The 21,820-nt window shown below is 61.0% G+C and carries 18 protein-coding genes, 1 pseudogene and 1 riboswitch; of the genes and pseudogenes, 9 read left to right on the top strand and 10 right to left on the bottom strand.

The annotated features are described in order from the left end of the window. The first annotated feature begins 4 nt into the window (after nucleotides 1-4). The gene (locus tag C8K61_RS04340; RefSeq protein WP_108094975.1) at nucleotides 5-481 is read left to right on the top strand and encodes a chemotaxis protein CheW; all 477 of its coding nucleotides are present in this window, start codon (nucleotides 5-7) and stop codon (nucleotides 479-481) included. A 177-nt stretch (nucleotides 482-658) separates the two neighbouring features. Then, nucleotides 659-1,189, top strand: coding sequence for a bacterioferritin (locus tag C8K61_RS04335; protein WP_108094974.1), 531 nt, complete (start codon nucleotides 659-661; stop codon nucleotides 1,187-1,189). Nucleotides 1,190-1,332: 143 nt separating this feature from the next. On the opposite strand, the gene C8K61_RS04330 is transcribed toward C8K61_RS04335, so the two are convergent. After that, nucleotides 1,333-2,052, bottom strand: coding sequence for a 16S rRNA (uracil(1498)-N(3))-methyltransferase (locus C8K61_RS04330; RefSeq protein ID WP_108094973.1), 720 nt, complete (start codon nucleotides 2,050-2,052; stop codon nucleotides 1,333-1,335). Between the two features lie 687 nt (nucleotides 2,053-2,739). On the opposite strand from C8K61_RS04330, the gene C8K61_RS04325 reads away from it, so the two are divergent. Next, nucleotides 2,740-4,044: an OprD family porin gene (locus C8K61_RS04325; RefSeq protein ID WP_108094972.1), complete on the top strand. Its 1,305-nt coding sequence runs from the start codon at nucleotides 2,740-2,742 to the stop codon at nucleotides 4,042-4,044. A 91-nt stretch (nucleotides 4,045-4,135) separates the two neighbouring features. On the opposite strand, the gene C8K61_RS04320 is transcribed toward C8K61_RS04325, so the two are convergent. Further along, nucleotides 4,136-5,539, bottom strand: coding sequence for an adenosylmethionine--8-amino-7-oxononanoate transaminase (locus C8K61_RS04320; RefSeq protein WP_108094971.1), 1,404 nt, complete (start codon nucleotides 5,537-5,539; stop codon nucleotides 4,136-4,138). Nucleotides 5,540-5,755: 216 nt separating this feature from the next. Here C8K61_RS04320 and C8K61_RS04315 point away from each other — a divergent pair. From C8K61_RS04315 to C8K61_RS04305, 3 genes and pseudogenes are all read left to right on the top strand, one after another. Next, nucleotides 5,756-7,243 (top strand): annotated as a pseudogene (locus tag C8K61_RS04315) (flavin monoamine oxidase family protein); the annotation flags it as partial. A 219-nt stretch (nucleotides 7,244-7,462) separates the two neighbouring features. Beyond that, entirely contained in the window at nucleotides 7,463-8,017 is a 555-nt protein-coding gene (locus C8K61_RS04310) for a cytochrome b (RefSeq protein WP_108094969.1), read from the top strand. Between the two features lie 30 nt (nucleotides 8,018-8,047). After that, nucleotides 8,048-8,632, top strand: coding sequence for a YceI family protein (locus C8K61_RS04305; protein WP_108094968.1), 585 nt, complete (start codon nucleotides 8,048-8,050; stop codon nucleotides 8,630-8,632). 193 nt (nucleotides 8,633-8,825) lie between these two features. On the opposite strand, the gene C8K61_RS04300 is transcribed toward C8K61_RS04305, so the two are convergent. The 5 genes from C8K61_RS04300 to ahcY all read right to left on the bottom strand — a co-directional run bounded on the left by C8K61_RS04300 (nucleotide 8,826) and on the right by ahcY (nucleotide 16,222). After that, on the bottom strand, nucleotides 8,826-10,784 hold the full coding sequence (locus C8K61_RS04300) for a DEAD/DEAH box helicase (RefSeq protein WP_108094967.1): 1,959 nt from the start codon (nucleotides 10,782-10,784) through the stop codon (nucleotides 8,826-8,828). A gap of 166 nt (nucleotides 10,785-10,950) precedes the next feature. Next, a complete protein-coding gene (locus C8K61_RS04295) occupies nucleotides 10,951-11,682 on the bottom strand; it encodes a DUF3142 domain-containing protein (protein ID WP_108094966.1) in 732 nt (243 codons plus the stop codon). 4 nt (nucleotides 11,683-11,686) lie between these two features. Next, nucleotides 11,687-13,786 carry an outer membrane assembly lipoprotein YfiO gene (locus C8K61_RS04290; protein WP_108094965.1) on the bottom strand — a complete coding sequence of 700 codons (2,100 nt, stop codon included), beginning with the start codon at nucleotides 13,784-13,786 and terminating at the stop codon, nucleotides 11,687-11,689. Nucleotides 13,787-13,867: 81 nt separating this feature from the next. Beyond that, a complete protein-coding gene (gene metF / locus C8K61_RS04285) occupies nucleotides 13,868-14,713 on the bottom strand; it encodes a methylenetetrahydrofolate reductase [NAD(P)H] (RefSeq protein ID WP_108094964.1) in 846 nt (281 codons plus the stop codon). Between the two features lie 114 nt (nucleotides 14,714-14,827). After that, nucleotides 14,828-16,222, bottom strand: coding sequence for an adenosylhomocysteinase (ahcY, locus tag C8K61_RS04280; protein WP_108094963.1), 1,395 nt, complete (start codon nucleotides 16,220-16,222; stop codon nucleotides 14,828-14,830). 21 nt (nucleotides 16,223-16,243) lie between these two features. Then, nucleotides 16,244-16,378: riboswitch (S-adenosyl-L-homocysteine riboswitch) on the bottom strand. A 186-nt stretch (nucleotides 16,379-16,564) separates the two neighbouring features. Between ahcY and C8K61_RS04275 the strand changes: the two genes are divergently transcribed. The 3 genes from C8K61_RS04275 (at nucleotide 16,565) to C8K61_RS04265 (ending at nucleotide 18,021) form a co-directional block, all read left to right on the top strand. Beyond that, on the top strand, nucleotides 16,565-16,969 hold the full coding sequence (locus C8K61_RS04275) for an acyl-CoA thioesterase (RefSeq protein WP_108094962.1): 405 nt from the start codon (nucleotides 16,565-16,567) through the stop codon (nucleotides 16,967-16,969). Nucleotides 16,970-17,072: 103 nt separating this feature from the next. Then, entirely contained in the window at nucleotides 17,073-17,459 is a 387-nt protein-coding gene (locus C8K61_RS04270; protein WP_108094961.1) for an MAPEG family protein, read from the top strand. A gap of 112 nt (nucleotides 17,460-17,571) precedes the next feature. Then, a complete protein-coding gene (locus tag C8K61_RS04265) occupies nucleotides 17,572-18,021 on the top strand; it encodes a cytochrome c (protein ID WP_108094960.1) in 450 nt (149 codons plus the stop codon). Here the strand turns inward: C8K61_RS04265 and C8K61_RS04260 are convergent, their stop codons facing one another. From C8K61_RS04260 to C8K61_RS04250, 3 genes are all read right to left on the bottom strand, one after another. Then, entirely contained in the window at nucleotides 18,022-18,426 is a 405-nt protein-coding gene (locus C8K61_RS04260; RefSeq protein ID WP_108094959.1) for a DUF1090 domain-containing protein, read from the bottom strand. It lies immediately after the preceding gene. A 109-nt stretch (nucleotides 18,427-18,535) separates the two neighbouring features. Beyond that, on the bottom strand, nucleotides 18,536-20,221 hold the full coding sequence (gene ligB / locus C8K61_RS04255) for an NAD-dependent DNA ligase LigB (protein ID WP_108094958.1): 1,686 nt from the start codon (nucleotides 20,219-20,221) through the stop codon (nucleotides 18,536-18,538). Between the two features lie 125 nt (nucleotides 20,222-20,346). Then, nucleotides 20,347-21,753: an ATP-binding protein gene (locus C8K61_RS04250; protein ID WP_108094957.1), complete on the bottom strand. Its 1,407-nt coding sequence runs from the start codon at nucleotides 21,751-21,753 to the stop codon at nucleotides 20,347-20,349. Nucleotides 21,754-21,820: the final 67 nt, after the last annotated feature.

The raw sequence follows: 21,820 nt of genomic DNA, 5'->3' as shown, positions 1-21,820 counted from the left end.
CCCCATGAGCCAAGCCGTCACCACCACTAACACCGCCACCGCGACCAGCATCACCGGTCTGCTGGTGCCGTTGGCCGACCGTACCCTGCTGCTGCCCAACGTGGCGGTGGCCGAGCTGATTCCCTACCGCGCGCCGCAAGTAACACCGGGCATGCCGGCCTGGTTCCTCGGGCAGATGGCCTGGCGTGACCTGAGCCTGCCGCTGCTGTCGTTCGAAGCGGCCTCCGATGGCCAGCCACAGATCCGCCCCGGCGCCCGTGTGGCGGTGATCAACGCCTTGGGCGGTCGTCCCAACGTGAAATTCCTCGCTCTGCTGGTGCAGGGTATTCCGCGCTCGCTGAAAGTTGGCACCGACCTGGCCCGTGCCGATGTGCCGTTGGCGCCGCTGGAGCTGGATGCGGTGAGCTTTGGTGAAGCCGTGGCAAAGATTCCGGACCTGCTCGCTCTGGAGCAAATGCTCGCCGATGCAGGGCTCATCTAAGCCTTCACTCTGGTAAATCCCAGCGGGCGCCCATGTGGCGCCCGCTGCGTTTCCAGGCCCTGGCCAGAGCCAGCGAAAGATCAAACTTTTCTCCTCCTCGCTACTCCCAACTCAGTACACCGAGACGCTGGCCGCCAGAGCCCGCGCGACTGACCGATTAGCTGATGGAGAACTGATATGACCGCTGCACAATTGACTGACGTTGCCACGCTGCGCCAACGCGCTCGCCAGCATATTGAAGAAGGGGCGATCACCGAGGGTTACTCGGCCGATCGCGAAGAAGTCCTCAAGCTGCTGAATGCGTCCCTGGCCACCGAGCTGGTCTGCTACCTGCGCTATAAGCGCCACTACTTCATGGCGACCGGCCTCAAGGCCAGCGTGGCCGCAGCGGAGTTTCTCGAGCATGCCCAGCAGGAACTGGCCCATTCGGATCAACTGGCGGAGCGCATCATGCAGCTGGGCGGCGAGCCGGACTTCAATCCTGAGGGCCTGACGAGTCGCTCCCACGCCGAGTACGTGGAAGGTGAGACGCTCAAAGAGATGATCACTGAAGACCTGGTGGCCGAGCGCATCGCCATTGATAGCTACCGCGAGATCATCACTTTTCTTGGCAACGACGATCCGACCACCCGCCGTCTGTTCGAAGAGATTCTTGCCCAGGAAGAAGAGCACGCCGACGACTTAGCGGACCTGCTCAAAGATTCTTGAGGTTAGGCGTGCGCCGTACCCCTCTCCTCTAGCCCCTCTCCCCAAGGGGAGAGGAGGACCGATTGGCGTACAGGGTCAAGCTCCCCTCGCCCGCGTGCGGGAGAGGGGCTGGGGGAGAGGGCCGGGGCAAACAACATGCTTACTCAGAAATCCCCCCACAACTGCTGCGCCACGCTGAGTGCCACCACCGGCGCCGTCTCCGTGCGCAACACCCGCGGGCCTAACCGGGCGGCGTGAAAACCCTTGCCCTGTGCCTGGGTCACTTCCGCGTCCGATAGCCCACCTTCCGGCCCGATCAGAAACGCCAGCGACTGCGGCTTGGCATGGCTGGTCAACGGCTCGGCCACCGGGTGCAGCACCAGCTTCAGCTCGGCCTGGCATTGCTCCAGCCACTGCGCCAGCAGCGTGGGCGGATGAATCACCGGCAACACCGAACGACCACATTGCTCGCAGGCGCTGATCGCCACTTGCCGCCAGTGCTCCAGGCGTTTGTCTTCACGCTCACCTTTGAGCCGCACCTCGCAGCGCTCGCTGACGATCGGGGTGATTTCCGTGGCGCCCAGCTCGGTGGCCTTTTGGATGGCCCAGTCCATCCGCTCGCCGCGCGACAAACCCTGACCCAGATGGATATGCAGCGTCGAGGGCGGTTGCCCGGCCAGCGCTTCGCGCAGTTCAACGCGCACGTTCTTTTTGCCCACCTCGATCAACTCACCGAGAAACTCCTGACCGCTGCCATCGAACAACTGCACGGCATCGCCCACGGCATGGCGCAACACGCGGCCGATGTAGTGAGCTTGGGTTTCCGGCAGCTCGTGCTGACCGATGGAAAGAGGGGCGTCGATAAAGAAGCGGGAGAGGCGCATGGCGAATACAGGAGCTGGCTGCAGGGGCGCCAAGCATAACGTAGAGCGTGGGCGAAATTCTCCTGTGCGCTGTTTGGGTTCTCTCGATCAACAGGAAGAGTGTGGTTCGAAAGTTGGCTGTTACGTTTTTTTATGCGTTGGATAACACCTGCTTATACGAGCCAGTTATCCGGATCAAGTTGAGCGATAAATGGAAGATTGCCCTCGGGTAGTTGCGGGTAAATATGAGAATTGAAAGTTGGCCGGAATTATCTCATTACGTCCTTATATGTGCTTTGGCTGCTCTATTACGGGCGTTATGGTGGGGTTTGCCAAGTTGGATAACAGGCAAAAAAGGCCGTGTTCAACCCGTGATTATCGTCATGCTAACTAGCTGTCGAGGTGGACAAGTTATGTGTGTAGAGGCAGTTTTTCACTGCGCTATATATGGCGTAAATAAATGTGGAAGTGTCGTGGGTTGAACATTGGCAAAGAACTAAACGTGGGAGAACTTGCCGCGGGCTTTTGTTTTAACGCCCCTGGGTAACTCAGCATGCAGTGCGGATTGCATCTCCTGCTGCAACAGAACTGAGCGAGCGGGTCGCCAGCGTTGGCTGCGAAATGATGGTGGCCCGGCTCAACCCGGTTGATGGTCCCGCGCGCGGGCGCGGGCATATGCCGACACATTCATTTCAATGGGGAATACAGATGAAACTGAAACACAGCGGATTAGCCCTGGCCGTCGCCAGCGCCAGCGTTTTCTCGATGGCCGCACACGCAAGTCAGGCCGATGCCAAAGGTTTTCTCGAAGGCGATACGCTCGACCTGATTGCCCGCAACCTGTACTGGAACATGGATCGCCATGACCGCGGCTATGGCGATAACCGCGAGTGGGGCCAGGGCTTTCAACTGGACTATGTGTCCGGCTTTACCGAAGGCACCGTCGGTTTTGGCGTTGATCTGAGCGCCTATACCGGGATCAAACTGGACAGCGGCCGTGGTCGTTCCGGCTCGCAAATGTTGCCCGTGGACTCCGATGGCCGTGCCGAAGATAGCTTTGGCTCCCTGGGAGGGGCGGTGAAACTGCAGGTTTCCAGCAGCGTCCTCAAATACGGCGACCTGCGTCCCTACAACCCGGTAATCGCCCTGGCCGACGCCCGTCTGGTGCCGGCCACCGCCACTGGCTTCCAACTCGACAGTGCTGAAATCGAAGGCCTGAAAATCGACGCGGGTCATTTCACCTCGGCCAAGGACATGAACATGTCCGGTCACGATGGTGGTTTCCGTGCCGGTTATGCGGCCGGTGTTGAGGGCGGCGATGTCGACTATCTCGGCGGCGCTTACAGCATCAGCGACAACTTCAGCGTGACCGCCTATGCCTCGCGTTATGAGGACCTGTGGAACCAGTATTACGGCAACGCCAACTACGTGCTGGCGCTGAGCGACGACCAGTCGCTGAGCTTTGACTTCAACCTCTACCGCACGCTGGATGAAGGCAAGTCCCTCGCCGGCACCATCAACAACACCTCCTGGTCGTTCGCCACCGGCTACAGCATTGGCGCGCACACCGTGACCCTGGCGTTTCAGAAGATCGATGGTGACCAGCCATTCGACTACCTGGTATTGGGCGGCGGCGTGTTCCAGGACTCCATCTACCTGGCCAACTCCATGCAACTGGTCGACTTTAACGGCCCACGTGAAGAGTCATGGCGCCTGGGTTACAACCTGAACATGGCCACCTATGGCGTGCCGGGTCTGACCTTCTATGCCGGTTACACCCGTGGCGACAATGTCGACGGCACCAAGATCGAAGCGGGTAGCCCGTATGACTACTACGCCGATAAAGAGAAGCACTGGGAGCGCGACCTTTCGGTTAAATACGTGGTGCAGGAAGGCCCGGCCAAAGACCTGTCGTTCCGTATCCGCCAGGCGACCCATCGCATGTCGGGCGATTCGGACTCCAGCTCTGATCAGGTACGGTTGATCATCGAATATCCGCTCTCGATTCTGTAAGCGCTTCAACAGCATCGCAGCTGAAGTCGCTCCTACGGATTACACCACCTGTAGGAGCAGCTTTAGCCGCGATGTTTTTTTGCTAAAAGCTTTAACCCGGATCACGGAAGTTCGGGTGACGGCCACTCACGGGTACTGATGTTTTTGTCGCTGTCGCAATATCAATCCCCTCACTGGCCACCTCGGCCAGAAAATCGATCTGCTCCGGCGTAATCACGTACGGCGGCAGGAAGTACACCACGCTGCCCAGCGGGCGTAGCAACGCCCCGCGGTCCAGCGCGTGCTGGAACACCTTCAGGCCACGCCGCTCCTGCCATGGGTAAGGGGTTTTGCTGGCTTTGTCCTGGACCATTTCAATCGCCAGGACCATGCCGGTCTGCCGCACTTCGGCCACATGCGGATGGTCGACCAGGTGCGCCGTAGCGCTGGCCATACGGGCGCTCAAGGCTTTGTTGGCCTCAATGACGTTGTCCTGTTCGAAGATATCCAAAGTCGCCAATGCCGCCGCACAGGCCAGCGGGTTGCCGGTGTAGGTGTGCGAGTGGAGGAAGGCGCGCAGGGTCTGGTAGTCGTCGTAGAAGCCCTGGTAAATCGTTTCGCTGGTGAGCACTGCCGCCATCGGCAGGTAGCCGCCAGTGAGCGCTTTGGACAGGCAGAGGAAGTCCGGGGCGATACCGGCCTGTTCGCAGGCGAACATGGTGCCGGTGCGACCGAAGCCGACGGCGATTTCATCGTGGATCAGGTGCACGCCATACCGGTCGCAGGCCTCGCGCAGCAGTTTCAGGTACACCGGGTGGTACATGCGCATGCCGCCGGCGCCCTGGATCAGCGGCTCGATGATCACCGCGGCAACGTCCTGATGGTTCTCGGCCAGGGCCTGCTCCATGGCGCCAAACATCATCCGCGAATGCTCCTCCCAACTCACCCCTTCAGGGCGCAGGTAGCAGTCCGGGCTGGGCACCTTGATGGTGTCCATCAGCAGCGATTTATAGGTCTCGGTGAATAGCGCGACATCGCCCACCGACATCGCCGCGATGGTTTCGCCGTGGTAGCTGTTGGTCAGGGTGACAAAGCGTTTTTTGCGCTCCTGGCCGCTGTTGCGCCAGAAGTGGAAGCTCATCTTCAGCGCCACTTCGATGCCTGACGAGCCGTTGTCAGCGTAGAACACCCGGTCCAGTCCGGCGGGGGTGAGCTTGACCAGGCGCTCGGACAGTTCGATCACCGGCTGGTGGCTGAAGCCAGCGAGGATAACGTGTTCGAGCTGGTCGACCTGGTCCTTGATGCGCTGGTTGATGCGCGGGTTGGCGTGGCCGAACACGTTCACCCACCAGGAGCTGACGGCGTCGAGGTAGCGCTTGCCGTCGAAGTCTTCGAGCCACACGCCTTCGCCACGTTTGATCGGCACCAGCGGCAATTGCTCGTGGTCCTTCATCTGCGTACAGGGGTGCCAGAGCACCGCCAGGTCGCGTTGCATCCACTGATTATTCAGGCTCATTCGAAACTCCCAGGCAATCGAGACAGCTGTACAGACGCGGCCAGGTTCGAGCCGGGCACGCAAAGCAGGGGTGCAGCCTATGCAATGGCTGACCCTGTAACAACCCAAACACCATTTACCCGACGGGCCTGGCTGGCTGCTATTCCAGTGGCGGCGTATTCTGCGCGCCATCTAAGAGCGTTCCGCTGCCTGCGGAACGGGTGTAAGGAGTCGTTCATGTTACGGACCGGTTTGCGCGCCTTGGCGCTGCTGGCAATGGGTGTGTTCAGCGTGGCTGCGCAGGCGGCCGATAAACCCGCAGCGAGCAAGCAACCTACGGCGATTGTGGTGGGTGGCGGGCTGTCGGGTTTGACTGCTGCCTTTGAGCTGCAACAGAAGGGCTGGCAGGTCACCCTGCTGGAAGCCAAGCCGAGCATCGGCGGCCGCTCCGGCCTGGCCACCAGCGAGTGGATCGGCGGCAAGAAGATTCAACCCACGCTGAATAGCTACATCGACGCCTTCAAACTGCAGACCCTGGCCGCTCCGGAGTTTGTGCGTAACCCCAGCTACCTGATCAATGGCGAATACTTCACCGCTACTGAACTGGCCACCAAGCAACCGGAAACCGCCGAAGCGCTCAAGCGTTTCGACAAGAGCCTGGATGATCTGGCCGCCTCGATCAGCGATCCGCTGAACCCGGCCGCCAACAACACCCTGTTCGCCCTCGACCAGATGACCGTGGCCAAGTGGCTGGACAAGCTGGCCCTGCCGCCGACTGCGCGTCTGCTGGTGAACCAGCGCATCCGTTCCCGCTATGACGAGCCCTCGCGACTGTCACTGCTCTACCTGGCGCAACAAAGCCGGGTGTACCGCGGTGTCGACGACCGCGATCTGCGCGCCGCCCGTTTGCCCGGTGGCAGCCAGGTGCTGGCAGCGGCGTTCCTCAAGCAGCTGAAAACCATCAAGACCAACTCCAAGGTCTCGGCCATCAGCCAGGACAAAGACGGCGTTACCGTCAAAGTCGGCGCCGTCGGTTACAGCGCCGACTACGTGGTGTTGGCTGTGCCGCTCAAAGCGCTGGCGCAGATCCAACTGACCCCGGCGTTGGACGCCGCCCATACCGCCGCCATCAAAGGCACCAACTACGGCTGGCGTGACCAGATCATGCTCAAGTTCAAAACCCCGGTGTGGGAGAGCAAGGCGCGTCTGTCTGGAGAGATCTTCACTGATCAGGGCCTGGGCATGCTGTGGATCGAACCCGCAGCCAAGGGCGGCGCCAATGTGGTGATCAACCTCTCCGGCGACAACGCCCGTGTGCTGCAGGCATTCGGCGACAAGCAGATGGTCGACCAGGTGCTGATCCGCCTGCACGCCTTCTACCCGAAAGCACGTGGCGCCTTTACCGGCTATGAAATCAAACGCTACAGCACCGACCCGTCCACCGGCGGTTCGTACCTGGCCTATGGCCCGGGCCAGCTGACACGTAACTGGCGCCTGTGGGAAAAACCGCTGCAACGGGTAGTGTTCGCCGGTGAGCACACCGATGCGCTGTACCCGGGCACCCTCGAAGGCGCTCTGCGCAGCGGCCAGCGTGCCGCCAGCCAGGCGCAGGATCTGTTGGCCGGTAAAGAAGTCGACCCGGCCAAGAAGCAGGTGGTCGCCGAAGCGGCGCCCGCGAAGAAAGACCAGGGTGACGACAAGCCTGGGTTCTTCTCCAAGCTGTTCAATTGACTTGATGTGTCAAACGCCCGCGCAACGTGGGCGTTTTTTACTCTGCGACGTTAAGTTCCCGCCTTCCTCGACCACTCGGTCATCCGTTATTTCCTCCCGTCTGCGCCGCTGAAAGCATCGTATTTCCCGATATTTCAAAGCAGAATTTTTCGCTTTAACTCGATAGATTTATCGCTAGTCTTAGCCCACTGCTTTTTTACGGAAACCACCTACATGCAGCTTCGCAACTCCTCTTCCCGGTATGGCCTGGTCAGCATCGTCTTGCACTGGGGCATCGCGTTGGCGGTTTTTGGGTTGTTCGGCCTTGGCCTGTGGATGGTCACCCTCGACTACTACAGCCCCTACAACCATTCCGCCCCGGCGCTGCATAAAAGCATCGGCCTGACCTTGCTCGGCCTGATGCTGGTGCGTGTGCTCTGGCGCTTCGTCAGCCCGCCGCCACCCACCCTCAGCAGCTACAGCAAGGCCACCCGGCTGGGTGCCAAGTTGGGCCATGGTGCGTTGTACCTGTTGCTGTTCGCCGTGCTGATTGCCGGCTACCTGATTTCCACCGCCGATGGCCGGCCGATCGAAGTGTTCGGTCTGTTTGCCGTGCCGGCGACCCTGACCGCGATTCCTGACCAGGAAGACGTGGCCGGTGCCTTTCACCTGTACCTGGCCTGGGCCCTGGTAATTTTCGCCGGCCTTCACGCGTTAGCAGCTTTAAAGCATCACTTTATTGACCACGATGTAACCCTGACCCGCATGTTTGGCCGTCGCGCCGACTAACCCCCTCACTGCACTAGAAGGACTTACGCAATGCTCAACCTGAAAAAATCCCTGGCGGCCCTGGCCCTCGGTACTGCCCTGCTCAGCGCTGGCCAAGCCATGGCTGACGACTACACGATCGACAAGCAAGGCCAGCACGCCTTCATCGATTTCAAGATCAGCCACCTGGGCTTCAGCTACATCTACGGCACCTTTAAAGATTGGGAAGGTACCTTCAGCTTCGACGCCAAGAAGCCAGAAGCCAGCAAGATCGACGTGACCCTGAAAACCACCAGCGTCGACACCAACCACGCCGAGCGCGACAAGCACATCCGCACCGCCGACTTCCTCGACGTGGCGAAATTCCCGGAAGCCAAGTTCGTTTCCACCTCGGTTAAATCCACTGGCGAAGGCACTGCGGACGTGACCGGTAACCTGACCCTGCACGGCGTCACCAAGCCAGTCGTCATCGCCGCCAAGTTCATCGGCGAAGGCAAGGACCCATGGGGCGGCTACCGTGCCGGCTTCGAAGGCACCACCACCATCAAGCTGAAAGACTTCGACATCCAGAAAGACCTGGGCCCTAAATCCCAAGAGCTGGAACTGAGCATTTCGTTTGAAGGTGTGAAGAAGTAAATAACGCAGAATGCCGGCGTAGGTTGGGCTGAGCCAAAGGCGAAGCCCAACATGCCGCCCATGGGGCGGCGCGTATCGGTCTTCGCAGGTACGCTGTTGGGCTTCGCTGCGCTCAACCCAACCTACTAGGCGCCAAACCGCACAAACAAAAACACCGGCACTAGGCCGGTGTTTTTGTTCAAACCGCTGAGGCTTAACCCTCGCGGTTGCGCGTCAGCAAGGCAGGCTTCTCACCACGATTGCGGCTCGGCAGCTTGTCCAGTTGCTCCAGCTGCTCGGGCGTCAAGGTACGGTCGATTTTCGACTCCTTGTGCACGATCACCGGGGTGTGCTGCGGCTCACGTGGGCCACGCACCGCGGGTTCCTGGCGCAGCGAGTCGTCGCGGCCACGGTTGCGCGAGTCATCACGGCGCGGCTGGCCGGAACCACTGCGGCCGGGAGCGCGTTTGCCCTGACCAGCATTGGCGCCGCCATTACGTTGACCGCCACCGGCTGGTTTGCCTTGGCCTTGTGGGCGAGGCGATTGGCCGCGCGGCGCCTGGCCGGCCGGACGCGGCGCGCCTTGGCCCACACCATTGCTGGCGCTTGGGCCGGTTGGTGCGGCTGGGCGGCGGCCACGGTTCTGCTGACGACCCTGGTTCGGGCTGACGTAATCAGCACGGTTACCGAAGTTGTCGATTTCGTCGTCGAGGAACTCGTCCGGCGCGCGATCAGCAGGCAACGGCGGAATCGCCGCAGCGGCGCTGCTGGTGCGTGGTTGACGCGGTTCGTTGCTGCGCGGTTGGCCCTGACGTGGCTGCTGTTGACGACCTTGGCCAGCCGGCTTGTCACGGCCCTGGGCGGCAGGTTTGTCTTTGCCGTCCTTGCCTTTGTCCTTACGGCCGCTGCCACGGCGTTCACCGCCGCCGCCACCGCCTGGTTTGTTCGGATCACGCGGGGCACCACGGCCACGGTTCTGGCCTTCAGGGCGCTCGCGCACTTCCGGTTTTTCCGCTTCCACGGTGCTGGCATCAAAGCCCATCAGGTCGCCGTCGGCAATCTTCTGCTTGGTCATGCGCTCGATGCCTTTGAGCAGCTTCTCTTCGTCGGGTGCTACCAGCGAGATGGCTTCGCCGCTGCGACCGGCACGGCCAGTACGGCCGATGCGGTGAACGTAGTCTTCTTCCACGTTCGGCAGCTCGAAGTTGACCACGTGCGGCAACTGGTCGATATCCAGGCCGCGGGCGGCGATATCGGTAGCCACCAGAATGCGTACGGCATTCGCCTTGAAGTCGGCCAGGGCCTTGGTGCGGGCGTTCTGGCTCTTGTTGCCGTGAATTGCTACCGCCGGCAAACCGTGCTTGTCGAGGTACTCGGCCAGGCGGTTGGCGCCATGTTTGGTACGGGTGAACACCAGCACCTGTTCCCAGGCACCGGCGGTGATCAGGTGAGCGAGCAGGGCGCGCTTGTGGTTGGCCTGCAGGCGGAACACCCGTTGCTCGATGCGCTCGACCGTGGTGTTCGGTGGCGTCACTTCGATGCGTTCCGGGTTGTGCAGCAGCTTGCCGGCGAGATCGGTGATGTCTTTGGAGAAGGTCGCCGAGAACAGCAGGTTCTGGCGTTTGCTCGGCAGGCGCGCGAGGACCTTCTTCACGTCATGGATAAAGCCCATGTCGAGCATGCGGTCGGCTTCGTCGAGCACCAGGATTTCCACGTGGGACAAATCCACGCTGCCCTGGCCGGCGAGGTCGAGCAGGCGGCCGGGGCAGGCGACGAGTACGTCGACACCGCGGGCCATGGCCTGCACCTGGGGGTTCATGCCAACACCGCCGAAGATGCAGGTACTGACGAATTTAAGATCGCGGGCATACAGCTTGAAGCTGTCATGCACTTGCGCAGCCAGCTCGCGGGTCGGTGTCAGCACCAGTACGCGCGGCTGTTTCGGGCCATGGCGGTGTTCGCGGTCCGGGTGACCATTGGGGAACAGACGCTCAAGGATCGGCAAGGCGAAGCCACCGGTTTTACCGGTGCCCGTCTGGGCGGCAACCATCAGATCGCGACCTTGCAACACGGCGGGGATAGCCCGCTGTTGCACTGGAGTGGGCTCGGTGTAGCCAGCAGCCTCGACGGCACTGACTAAAGCCTCGGAGAGACCGAGGGAAGCAAAGGACATGAGTAATCCTGTTTAGTTAGGGCGTGGCCCATAGGGAAAGTCTGCCGTGCATGAAACGCGCTGAGGGCGCGCTCCCGTCCGGTCCTGCGGGCCTCTAGGAGGGCCGGCGTCCGGGCGTAAGCCAAGCGGGGAAGCCGGAGTATAACAGAGCATTTCCACAATGCGCCTAGTGCGGCGACGCAGGGGCATTGAGGAGGAAAACCACGTAGCCGCGAAATAGCGGCAAGTCGTGCAGATAGTCGGGTGCCTGCCAGTCGCCGTGCTGCACCAGGCCGATCTTGAACGGCAGCTGCAGGCGTTTGGTCGGTGGCAGGTAAGCGCTGTAATTGGCAATGCTGTGGCGGCCCTGATACGTCTGGATGACGATTTCGTCCACCACACCGACCAATTGGTTCAATACGCCGGTCTCGGCATTCGGTGCCCAGTCGAGCAAACCGGTGATGCTCAGGCGGTAGTTTTTCGGCAGGCGTTCACGCAAGTCGCGCAGAAACTGCGCGTAGCGGTGCAACTCGCGGGTGCGGGCATCAAAGTCGATCTGGATGCCCACCACTGGATTGCCGGCGAGCTGCCAGCGGCGCACTTGCGAGAGCACCACGGCGTAGGCCTCGGGCGGCCAGTCCAGCGTTTGCGCGCGGTACACCAGCCAGATCTCGCCGGGATGGTTGGCCAGCCTGGGTACGGAAATCCCCTGAGCCAAAAAACGCACGGCGCCCCCTTGGCTAAGCGGCACGCGTTCAACCTGGCCTTGCAGGATATACAGGCTTTTCGCCTGGGCCAGCACCGGCTGCGGTTGCACGCCACTCCATAACCAGAAGGCGTCGTACTGGCTGGCATCCACCTCGGCAGCTGCCGGACTGCTGAGCAAGACCAGCAGCACGGCGAGCCAGAAACCCTTCATCGACTCACCAGTAATACTTCAGCGACTGTGCCCAGGTGCTGTTGGCGTACTGACGTTTGAGTGTCGAGAACCACTGCTTGCGCACGGACTTGTCGATGTCGTCGCCGTTGCAGTGGTTGTAGCCGCTGGTGGCGTAGCAGTTGATCGCGCGATACAGCGCATAGGCGCGATCGTCTGCCGGCGCCTGGTCGTTGGCGATGATCTGCTGGTAGCCGTGCAGCGGGTCGAAGCGCTCGCCTGGGAACTGGGTTTTGCTACCGCTCAAGGCGAACTCGCCGGGTGAGCCGTCGTAGACCAGTGAGTGTGTGCGAGTGAACTCGCCGAGGCAGTTGAGGGCGTTGGCGTTGGCCGGTTGTTTTTCCAGTACCTCGGCGGTTTCCTTGGGAGTTGGGCAGGCATAACCATCGTCGTTGGTGCCCTGAGAGACAACGAACTGCTTGAGCGCCTCAGGGGCTGGCTCAGGAACCAGGGCCAGGTCGTCGCTGAAGGCTTGGTAATGGCCTTGCAGCAAGTCCTTGTAGAGCAGCACCGAAAGCGCGGTGATCGATTCCTCGGTAGCGGCCTTGCCGTCTTTGGCCAACTGCCGAAGCAGCTCAGGCGAGGCAACGCGGCCGAGCACTTGCGCCCGCCAGTTGCTGTTGGTGACCAGCGAATCGGCGGCGAAAATCTTCTCCACCTGGTTGCTGTGTTCGTAGTTCAGCGCGAGTGCCAGTTGCAGCTGCTGCAGCTGGATCGGCTGATCGGTCAGTTTGAACAGCTTCAGCCAATGGGCCTGTGCCGCGGGCCACTGGCCGTCTTCTTCGAGAGCCAGGCCGCGCACGATCTGCTGGCTGAAATGCAGGTGGTCGAGCACGCTGTCGTCGGTAGCTTCGGGCAGAAACTTCAAGGCTTCGGCCGGGACTTCGCCGACGTAGTAGTGCCAGGCGCCCTGAAGGTAGGCGTACAGGTCCGGCTCATCGGCAAACAGAGGCTTTTGCGCCAGTAGCTGGTCCTTGCTGATCGGCTCGCCCGAGCGCATGCCCTTGAGGTCGATGACGGCCAGCAGCATGGGATTGGTCACGCCTTGCGCGCTGGTGAACAGCTTGTTGTCCACTTCGTCGGTCAACTGCTGCAGGCTGCTGTCGCGCTTGTCCAGATCCTGTTCGGCCAACTGCTCGGCGTAGGCGGCGGCCAGCTTGACGTTGTCTTGTTGCAGCCAGTACACCCGACGCAGCAAGCCCTTGGCCGACAACGCGTAGTCGCCCTGCGGGTAGCTGGCGAGGTACTGCTGAAGGTCGGTTTCGGTTTGGACCAGCGCGGGTTGGTCAGCCTTGCTCAGGTCGGGGTAGCCGTACTCGTCAAACGCATTGGCCTGGGCAGCATTCAGCTGACTGCGGGCCACCATGTAGCTGGCGGTCTCTTTCAGCCACGCTTGCTCGCTGCTGAGCAACTCGGTAAAGCGTGCACTCGCGGCGGCGAAGTCACCGTCGTAAAAAGCGCTGGCACCTTGCAAGTAGGTGGCGAACTGCCGGCCGAGGATCGATTGCACACCGGTGAAGTTCAGTGGCTGTGGTTCGCTGGCCGGGTGCTCCTGTTGCAACAGCGTCAGGCGTTGTCTGGCCAGCCTTTTGCGTTCCGGGTCCGGCAGGTCGCTGGTCAGTAACTGAGCGAGAAAGGTGGCGGCGGTATCGGTGTTGTTGCTGCTTTGTCGGCTGCCTTCGCCGCTGGCATAGGACGGCGCTTGGCTCAGGTCCGGGTAGTCCGCGCTCAGGCCGAGTTTTTCTATCTGCGCGGAAAGCGAGTTGGCATCTGCTTCGGTCGGCGTGTCGGTCGGTGCGGCGTCAGGCGTTGCCACCGTGAACAGTTGCTCCAGGGCGAAAGGCACCAACGCGTTCTGGTCTTCGGCTTTTTCCGGATTACCGGCCAGGCTCGGTTGGCCAGCGTCAGACAGTAGCCACTGCAGGTTGGCGCGGGTGTCATTTCCCGGGCTGAGGAAGGCTTGGGTGGAGCAGCTATCCAGACCGCTGGATTGCAGCAACAGGCTCGGTGCGCACTCGCTGTCGTCGAAGCTGGCGTGGGCCAGAGGAGTGCCGAGCACGAGGAGGGCGAGGGCTAAACGGTTCATCGAGGATCTTCCTTGTCGATCGATTGTTACGGCGGGTCATTAAAAAAGCCGCTTGAAAAAGCGGCTTTTGCACACGGGGTATTAACGCGGCAGCTTGAGGTTGTTCCAGATCGCCAGGCTAGGCTCGGCCTGGTTCAGGGTATAGAAGTGCAACCCCGGTGCGCCGCCTTGCAGCAGGCGTTCGCACATCTCGCTGATCACCTGTTCGCCGTAGCTCTGGATGCTGTCGATGTCGTCGGCATAAGCCTCCAACTGCTTGCGAATCCAGCGTGGAATTTCCGCGCCGCAGGCGTCGGAAAAGCGCGCCAGTTTGCTGTAGTTGGTGATCGGCATGATGCCCGGCACGATCGGAATGGTGACGCCCATCTTGCGTACGCGTTCGACGAAGTAGAAGTAGCTGTCGGCGTTGAAGAAGTACTGGGTGATCGCGCTGTCGGCGCCGGCCTTGGCCTTGCGAACGAAATTGGCGATGTCGTCTTCGAAGTTGCGCGCTTGCGGGTGCATCTCCGGGTAGGCGGCGACTTCGATGTGGAAGTGGCTGCCGGTTTCTTCACGAATGAAGCTCACCAGGTCATTGGCGTGACGCAGCTCGCCGCTGGCCATGCCCATGCCGGATGGCAGGTCGCCACGCAAGGCGACGATGCGCTTGATACCTGCTTCCTGGTATTGCTTGAGCAGGGCGCGCAACTCGGCCTTGCTATCGCCCACGCAGGACAGGTGAGGTGCGGTTGGCACCTTCACTTCGCTGTCCAGTTGCAGCACGGTGTTGATCGTGCGGTCGCGGGTGGAACCCCCGGCACCGTAGGTGCAGGAGAAAAAATCGGGGTTGTAGCCGGCCAGCACACGGGCGGTGGCCATCAGTTTTTCATGCCCAGCGTCGGTCTTGGTCGGGAAGAACTCGAAGCTGTAGCGACGTTCTTTGCTCATTTAAAAGTGCTCTCGGAAACGCTGGCGAATGGTCGACAAGCCCGGCTTTCCTGAGGAAAAGCGCGAGCCTGTACTTCGCGGCAAGGCGCGCGCACGAGGCGCGCGCCGGGCACATCAGTAGCGGTAAGCGTGTGGCTTGAACGGACCTTCTTGCGGCACGCCGATGTAGTCGGCTTGCGTTTTGGTCAGCTGAGTCACAACGCCGCCGAAACCCTTGACCATTTCCAGGGCCACTTCTTCGTCGAGTTTCTTCGGCAGCACTTCCACGGTCAGACGCTCGGCTTTTTGTGCCGGTGCCAGGTCGGCGTACTTCTGGCCGAACAGGAAGATCTGCGCCAGTACCTGGTTGGCGAACGAGCCGTCCATGATGCGGCTCGGGTGACCGGTGGCGTTGCCCAGGTTAACCAGGCGGCCTTCGGCGAGCAGAATCAGGTAGTCATCGTTGTGCGGATCGAAGCTGCCGGCGCCGGTGCGGTGAACCTTGTGCACCTGTGGCTTCACTTCTTCCCATGCCCAGTTCTTGCGCATGAAAGCGGTGTCGATCTCGTTGTCGAAGTGACCGATGTTGCAGACCACCGCGCGCTTTTTCAGGGCGGTGAGCATGTTGCTGTCGCAGACGTTGACGTTACCGGTGGTGGTAACGATCAGGTCGATCTTGCCCAGCAGCAGTTTGTCGATGCTGGCAGCGGTGCCGTCGTTGATGCCGTCGATGAACGGCGAAACCACTTCGAAACCGTCCATGCAGGCTTGCATGGCGCAGATCGGGTCAACTTCGGTGACTTTAACGATCATGCCTTCCTGACGCAGGGACTGAGCCGAGCCCTTGCCCACGTCACCGTAGCCGATCACCAGGGCTTGTTTGCCCGACAGCAGGTGGTCGGTGCCGCGCTTGATGGCATCGTTCAGGCTGTGACGGCAGCCGTATTTGTTGTCGTTTTTGGACTTGGTCACCGAGTCGTTGACGTTGATGGCCGGGATCTTCAGCTCGCCCTTGGCCAGCATGTCCAGCAGACGGTGTACGCCGGTGGTGGTTTCTTCGGTCACGCCGTGGATCTTGTCGAGCATGGCCGGGTATTTCTTGTGGATGATCTCGGTCAGGTCGCCGCCGTCGTCGAGAATCATGTTGGCATCCCATGGCTGGCCATCTTTGAGGATGGTCTGCTCGATGCACCACTCGTACTCTTGCTCGGTCTCGCCTTTCCAGGCGAATACCGGAATGCCGGCAGCAGCGATGGCAGCAGCGGCCTGGTCTTGGGTGGAGAAAATGTTGCAGGACGACCAACGCACTTCGGCACCCAGGACAACCAGGGTTTCGATCAGCACGGCAGTCTGAATGGTCATGTGGATGCAGCCGATGATTTTCGCGCCTTTGAGCGGCTGCTCACCGGCGTACTTGTGGCGCAGGCCCATCAGGGCGGGCATTTCGGATTCGGCGATGATGGTTTCGCGACGGCCCCAAGCGGCCAGGGAAATATCGGCGACTTTATAGTCGGTAAAAGCAGCGCTCATGCTGTAACTCCATTCGTGGTGTGCGAATGGGCGCCGTTGATGCGTTTTAACAACCGGGAACCACCGAGGTGATTCGACCCGTTGTTCGATACGCCCTGTTCGAGCCTGACAGGAAACTTCATGGTGGAAGACCCTGCTGCAGCGCCCCTCGAACAGGTGGCGGGAGCGGCCATACATACAGCAGGCCACTTTGAAGCTGGGGGATTATAGCCAAGCAGCGCGCCTTGCCCAAGGCTTTCCGTCTACTTATGCGCACGGGCTATGAGCACTATTGATAGCCATGGTGCGACAGGCTCAGGTGGTGTCTGCCATGCTCCACCCGTCCCAACATGAGGAGCAGGTATGAACTTCCACACACGCAAATGGGTGAAGCCCGAAGACCTCAACCCCAATGGCACGCTGTTCGGCGGCAGCCTGTTGAAGTGGATTGATGAGGAAGCGGCGATCTACGCGATCATCCAACTGGGCAGCCAACGGGTGGTGACCAAACTGATTTCCGAAATCAACTTCGTCGCCTCGGCGCGCCAGAGCGACATCATCGAACTGGGCATCACCGCCACCGAATTCGGCCGCACCTCGCTGACCATGCGCGCCGAGGTGCGCAACAAGATCACCCGCAAGAGCATCCTCACCATCGACAAGATGGTCTTCGTCAACGTCGACATAGAAGGCAACCCGGCGCCCCACGGCAAGACCGAGATCACCTATATCCGCGACCAGTTCAAGGAAGAGGGCGGCTCGGCCTGAGCCGGCTGATTGACTGATATGCCATGGGCCAGCGCATCGCTGGCCATGGATTGTGGGCGCAGTTATAGGCAAGCTGCTCGGACAATAAAACCGAGGAGTTGCCATGACCATCGCTTACTGGTGCGTACTGATCGCGCTGTTTCTTCCCTACGCTGCCACCGTCGCGGCCAAAGCCCTGGGTGGTGGCTTCACACCCAAGCACAACCACGACCCACGGGCGCTGCAGGCCACCCTCACCGGGCCGGCCAAACGTGCCAACAATGCCCAGCTGAACGCCTTTGAAGTGACCCCGGCCTTTGCCGTGGCAGTGATCATTGCCCACCAGGTTGGTCATGCCGCGCAGACCACCATCGACCTGCTGGCCATCTGGTTTGTGGTCAGCCGTGTGCTCTACCTGATCTGCTACCTGGCCGATTGGGCACCGGTGCGTTCGTTGGTATGGGGGATTGGCATGGCGTTGATCGCCAGCTTCTTCTTCGTCAGCGTCTAACCAGAGTACCTGCGGCGCAATGGCGCACGGGCGCCGCGTCGCAACGGTTGGTAAACCGCGCCCAGGCGAGGATACTGGCGGCCGCCGTCGAACAGCCAAAAGTAGCCTCGTCATGATTCTGAAAAAATTCCTTCTCGTTGCCCTGGCCTGCGTGGCCCTCACCGCCTGCGGCGGCGTTGACCCCAATTCGCCGCAAGGCAAGCGCCAGGCGGTGTTCAAGCAGATGCTGAAAACCGGCGAAGACCTGGGCGGCATGTTGCGTGGTCGGGTGCAGTTCGACAGCGCCCGTTTCGCCACCGATGCGGTGAAACTTGACGAGCTGTCCAAGCAGCCTTGGCAGTATTTCCCGCAGGTGCAGGAAACCGACAAGAGCAGCGCCAAGCCTGAGGTCTGGGAAAACCAGGCGCGCTTCCAGGAACTGGCGAAGAACCTGGAAACCGCTACTGCCGCCCTCGTGGTGGCGAGTAAAGATCAGCCCCTGGACGCGAAGAAACTCGACGCGCCGGTGCAAGCTGTAGAAGACGCCTGCGAAACCTGCCACAAGGCGTTCCGCAACCACTGATCAGCGTTCAAGCTGCTTCTTTGCCTCGTCGAGTTCTTTGCGGGCCTCGGCGAGTTTGTTTTTGCGCGAGTCGATCTTTTCCGGGTCGCCCTTGCTCATGGCTTTTTGCAGCTCGTTCTCACGCTTTTTCACTTCGTGCTGAGCGTCGAGCACCTTCTGCTCGCGGGATTTTTCCAGTTGCTCGTCAGTGCAGTTGCTCTTCACCTGACTCAGCGCCGTTTCCAGGCCATCCTGCTGCGCGCTGTTGCCTGCGGCCTTGGCTTGCTCGATCTGCTGCTGAATTTCATCACGCTTGGCGGCGCAGCCGGTCAGGGTTTTGGTGGTTTCGGCCGCGACTGCGGTGCTTGCCAGCAGGCTCAGCAGGGTCGCGGAAATGAGGTGACGGACAGCGTTATGGGAAAACATTGCAGCGCTCCTTGGCAGTGAAAAGACCGCAGGCGGCAGGCCGCTGCGGGGTCGCAATGGCCTGAAGTCTATCCGATGAAAACCGCATTGCGGTTTTCCAGGCGTGCCGTCAGAAGCCAGCCACACCGCTGGCGCGCAATTTTTCCCGCAGCGCCAGCACCTGCGGATCACGAAAAAACGCCTCCAGTTGCTGGGCGCGGGTTTTACCGATGCCGGGCTCGGCCAGCCAATCGAGTTGTTTGCGGTTGGCCAGGGTGTCCCAGCTATGTTCCAGGTTGGCAGCGCCGGTGGGAGGCAACCCCAGTGCTTTTAACCAGGTCACGAAAGGCACCTTCAAGGTGCCGCGAAAGCTGCCGTACAGAGTGCTCGCGCTGCGCTGACCAAAGCCCGGCAGGCTGGCGAGCTCCGTCTGGCTGAGATCCAGCCAATCGAGCAAGCCTTCAATACGCCGGGCACTGAGCAACTTGTCCCACGTGCCGGGGCCGACCCCTGCCATGGCCAGGCCCTTTTTGCTGCTCAACCATTGCAACCGTGCGCGGAACTGGCTGGCGCAACCTTCGACCGGTTTCCAACAGCTCAGCAGGCCGTAGGCGTTGGCATCGGGTACCTCAAGGGGCGCGCGCACCTGGGTATGCCAGGCGACATTGTCCAGGCGTGGAATGGTCAGGCCGGCCAGGGCAATCGCTACCTGATCGCCGGGGCGGATATCCAGCCGTTGCCAGCGGCTTAACGAGCCGGCACTGACGCGGCGAATCGTGCGGTCGTCCAGGCGCACCGGCTGCACATGCAGCAGCGGCGTGATACGCCCGGTTCGCCCGATTTTGAACTCCACTCGCCGCACTTCGGCCAAGGCCTGGGCATAGGGATACTTCCATGCCATCGCTGTGGCCGGAGGCTCGGCGCGCCAACGGCTGCCAACTGCTCGCGTGCCCTGGCGGATGACCACACCATCTGTGGCAAACGGCAGGGCGTTTTTATGCCAGTGCTGACGCCAGTGCTCCACCTCAGCCAGGCCGCTGACCGCTTTGCTGTAATCGGTGGTTGCGCTGAAGCCCAGCGCCTTCAAACGCTGCAAACGCTCCGGCATGCTCGGCGGACCGTCCGGCAACTCCCAGACAAACAGGCCGATACGCAGACCATCGACCGCGCTCAATGCATCCCGATTAAGCAACCCGGCCACGGTAGCTCGCGCCCCAAGTCCGCCCTGTTTGGCTTGAATGTGCGCGGGCAGGCGCAGATACAGCTCGCCTTGCACCACCGTTTGCGCTTCTGCCGTCGGCAGGTTCGCCGGTATGGCCGGGATAAGGCGGGCCTGCTTCGTCCAATCTTGCCCACTGAGCCCGTTGCCCCTGCTGATCGCCTGCGCGAGAAGGCCGTGGCGATAGATCAGGCTTACTGCCACGCCATCGACCTTGGGTTGTACCCATAGATCGCTGCGCGGCTGCAGCCAGGCCGCAACCGCCGCGGCGTCGGCCAGTTTGTTCAAACCAGTGTGGGCAAAAGGGTGTTTAGCGGTGCGGCCGGCGGCCGGCTGCGGTTGCGGCCGCAGTTCGGCGACCTCGCTACCTGGAAAGCAGTCGCGCCACTCACGCAGGCGCAGCACCGCCTGGTCGTACAGCTCATCAGCAATCAGCGTTTGGCCCTGTTGGTAATAGTGCCGGTCCCATTGCACGATCTGCGTGGCGAGAGCGTTGAGTTCGATCGTCGCCTGTTCTGCCGGCCAGGTGGGGCAGGGCGTGGCGAGCGAGGGTAGGGAGATGGCGCAGCAAAGCAGCAAGGCGATCCGTCGCAGCATGGTGAACGTCCTGTTCCTGAGGGGGCTTGGAGGCAGGGTACGGATTACAGGGCGTTCGCCAATCGGACGCGGAGGGCGGGGTTGTAGGTTGCGGTGGACCCTTGAGGCTGAAGAAGGCGCAGTACTTAGGTGTTCCCGAGTACCTCCCAGCGCCCGCCCTTGGTGGGGCCGACGTGGCGGATCGTTCCGGCGGCCCGTAGCTTGTTCAGGTGGTACTTGATCCCGTCGGATGTCAGGCCCAATTGTTCCGCCAGTTCTGTTCGGGTAGCGGTGGGTTGTTGGATCAGTAGGGCTACTACTCTCGCGGACACCGATCGCATGCTGATTTCTTGGGTAGTTTCTTGGGTAGTTTCTTGGGTAGTTTCTTGGGTAGTACCCCTCTGTTCCAGCTGTTCCAGAGCGATTTCCTGCCGGGCCTCCAGCACCTGTTCCGGTGCCGCACGGAACGTCAGCATCAACCCCGAAACACCCGTGTCAAAGGTTGGCTTAGGTATGCCGTGCTGGCGGCATTCACTGAAGATTTTCTCGATACCTCGCCCCCACGACTCCACATAGCCTGCGCGAAAGAACGCCGAGGCCAGCAACGGATTGAATGGATGTGACGGGTGCTTGGCGAGCAAGTGTTGCTGGGTCCATTGCTCAGGGAGCTGACCAGGATTCCAGATCACGATCTGGTGGTCATACACGCTGATCTGAATCGGAATGCCGCTGGCGTAGTCCTTGTGGATCACTGCGTTGAGTAGCGCTTCGCGCAACGCCTGGAGTGGGAACAAATAGCGCTCGATTCGCTGGATGCCCTCATAGCGAATATAGGCTTTGAGGTATTTGCTGTGTAACAGGGCCAAGGCGCGTTCCACTTGGGAAAACAGATCACCGTGAATTTCGTCCTGATAGCGCAGATCGTCATCGGTGACGAAGAAGCCGATTTTGATTGAGTTCCCCGGTACGAATCGTTCTGGCTGAAACGCGAACAAGAGTGCCGCGGCACGTTTCAGATATTGGCCTTCTTCCAGAAGCAGACTGGCGAGCAACGCGTGATCGCTATCGATCAAAACGCCTTCATTCACTCGCCCGCTTCTGGCAGCACGGGCACGAAAAGCCTGGAGGGCGGCTGGATTACAGTCAGCCAAACTCAGGTTGGGAAGCGGTACGCCGTCCCAATGCAGGCCCTGTCGGCGCAGGAGGAAGCGGGCCAGTGCCGGTCCTTTCAGTTCCTGCTTGGTGCTGCCGCTGCGGTAGTGATATTCGCCCTTGTAGCTGACTGGACTGGGGTACGCCGGTACTACGATCTCCAACAGCGAGCAGCCGGCTTCTTCATGCAGATTTACATCGACCATGATGCCCAGTACGTCGCGTATCTTGTTCGGCAGTTCTTCCAGCAGGCGCGCTGCTTGCGCCACCCCCACCGGTACCCCGGCGTCATCGCGACCAATCTCCAGCACGCCACCTTCGGCGTTGGCAAAGCCGCATATCCACTTCAAATATTCATCACGCCATGCGGCTTTCCATTCCCGCTGCTGGTGTTCGCTCATGCCCGTCGCGTCCCTGTTGAAAACGGTCTGGGCATCTTGCGCGGATCCTGCAGGTAGCGAGTCGAGC

Origin of the sequence: Pseudomonas sp. GV071, assembly GCF_003050835.1 — a bacterium.
Lineage (GTDB): Bacteria > Pseudomonadota > Gammaproteobacteria > Pseudomonadales > Pseudomonadaceae > Aquipseudomonas.
This window is presented reverse-complemented; position numbering and strand designations above follow the sequence as displayed.

Excerpts from the sequence above, each read along its gene's own strand:
- C8K61_RS04330 (WP_108094973.1), bottom strand. The coding sequence starts at position 2,052 with ATGCGCCTCTCCCGCTTCTTTATCGACGCCCCTCTTTCCATCGGTCAG.
- C8K61_RS04310 (WP_108094969.1), top strand. The coding sequence starts at position 7,463 with ATGCAGCTTCGCAACTCCTCTTCCCGGTATGGCCTGGTCAGCATCGTC.
- ahcY (WP_108094963.1), bottom strand. The coding sequence starts at position 16,222 with ATGAGCGCTGCTTTTACCGACTATAAAGTCGCCGATATTTCCCTGGCC.
- C8K61_RS04305 (WP_108094968.1), top strand. The coding sequence starts at position 8,048 with ATGCTCAACCTGAAAAAATCCCTGGCGGCCCTGGCCCTCGGTACTGCC.
- C8K61_RS04250 (WP_108094957.1), bottom strand. The coding sequence starts at position 21,753 with ATGAGCGAACACCAGCAGCGGGAATGGAAAGCCGCATGGCGTGATGAA.
- C8K61_RS04275 (WP_108094962.1), top strand. The coding sequence starts at position 16,565 with ATGAACTTCCACACACGCAAATGGGTGAAGCCCGAAGACCTCAACCCC.
- ligB (WP_108094958.1), bottom strand. The coding sequence starts at position 20,221 with ATGCTGCGACGGATCGCCTTGCTGCTTTGCTGCGCCATCTCCCTACCC.
- C8K61_RS04260 (WP_108094959.1), bottom strand. The coding sequence starts at position 18,426 with ATGTTTTCCCATAACGCTGTCCGTCACCTCATTTCCGCGACCCTGCTG.
- metF (WP_108094964.1), bottom strand. The coding sequence starts at position 14,713 with ATGAGCAAAGAACGTCGCTACAGCTTCGAGTTCTTCCCGACCAAGACC.
- C8K61_RS04295 (WP_108094966.1), bottom strand. The coding sequence starts at position 11,682 with ATGAAGGGTTTCTGGCTCGCCGTGCTGCTGGTCTTGCTCAGCAGTCCG.
- C8K61_RS04325 (WP_108094972.1), top strand. The coding sequence starts at position 2,740 with ATGAAACTGAAACACAGCGGATTAGCCCTGGCCGTCGCCAGCGCCAGC.
- C8K61_RS04290 (WP_108094965.1), bottom strand. The coding sequence starts at position 13,786 with ATGAACCGTTTAGCCCTCGCCCTCCTCGTGCTCGGCACTCCTCTGGCC.
- C8K61_RS04270 (WP_108094961.1), top strand. The coding sequence starts at position 17,073 with ATGACCATCGCTTACTGGTGCGTACTGATCGCGCTGTTTCTTCCCTAC.
- C8K61_RS04265 (WP_108094960.1), top strand. The coding sequence starts at position 17,572 with ATGATTCTGAAAAAATTCCTTCTCGTTGCCCTGGCCTGCGTGGCCCTC.
- C8K61_RS04320 (WP_108094971.1), bottom strand. The coding sequence starts at position 5,539 with ATGAGCCTGAATAATCAGTGGATGCAACGCGACCTGGCGGTGCTCTGG.
- C8K61_RS04300 (WP_108094967.1), bottom strand. The coding sequence starts at position 10,784 with ATGTCCTTTGCTTCCCTCGGTCTCTCCGAGGCTTTAGTCAGTGCCGTC.
- C8K61_RS04335 (WP_108094974.1), top strand. The coding sequence starts at position 659 with ATGACCGCTGCACAATTGACTGACGTTGCCACGCTGCGCCAACGCGCT.
- C8K61_RS04340 (WP_108094975.1), top strand. The coding sequence starts at position 5 with ATGAGCCAAGCCGTCACCACCACTAACACCGCCACCGCGACCAGCATC.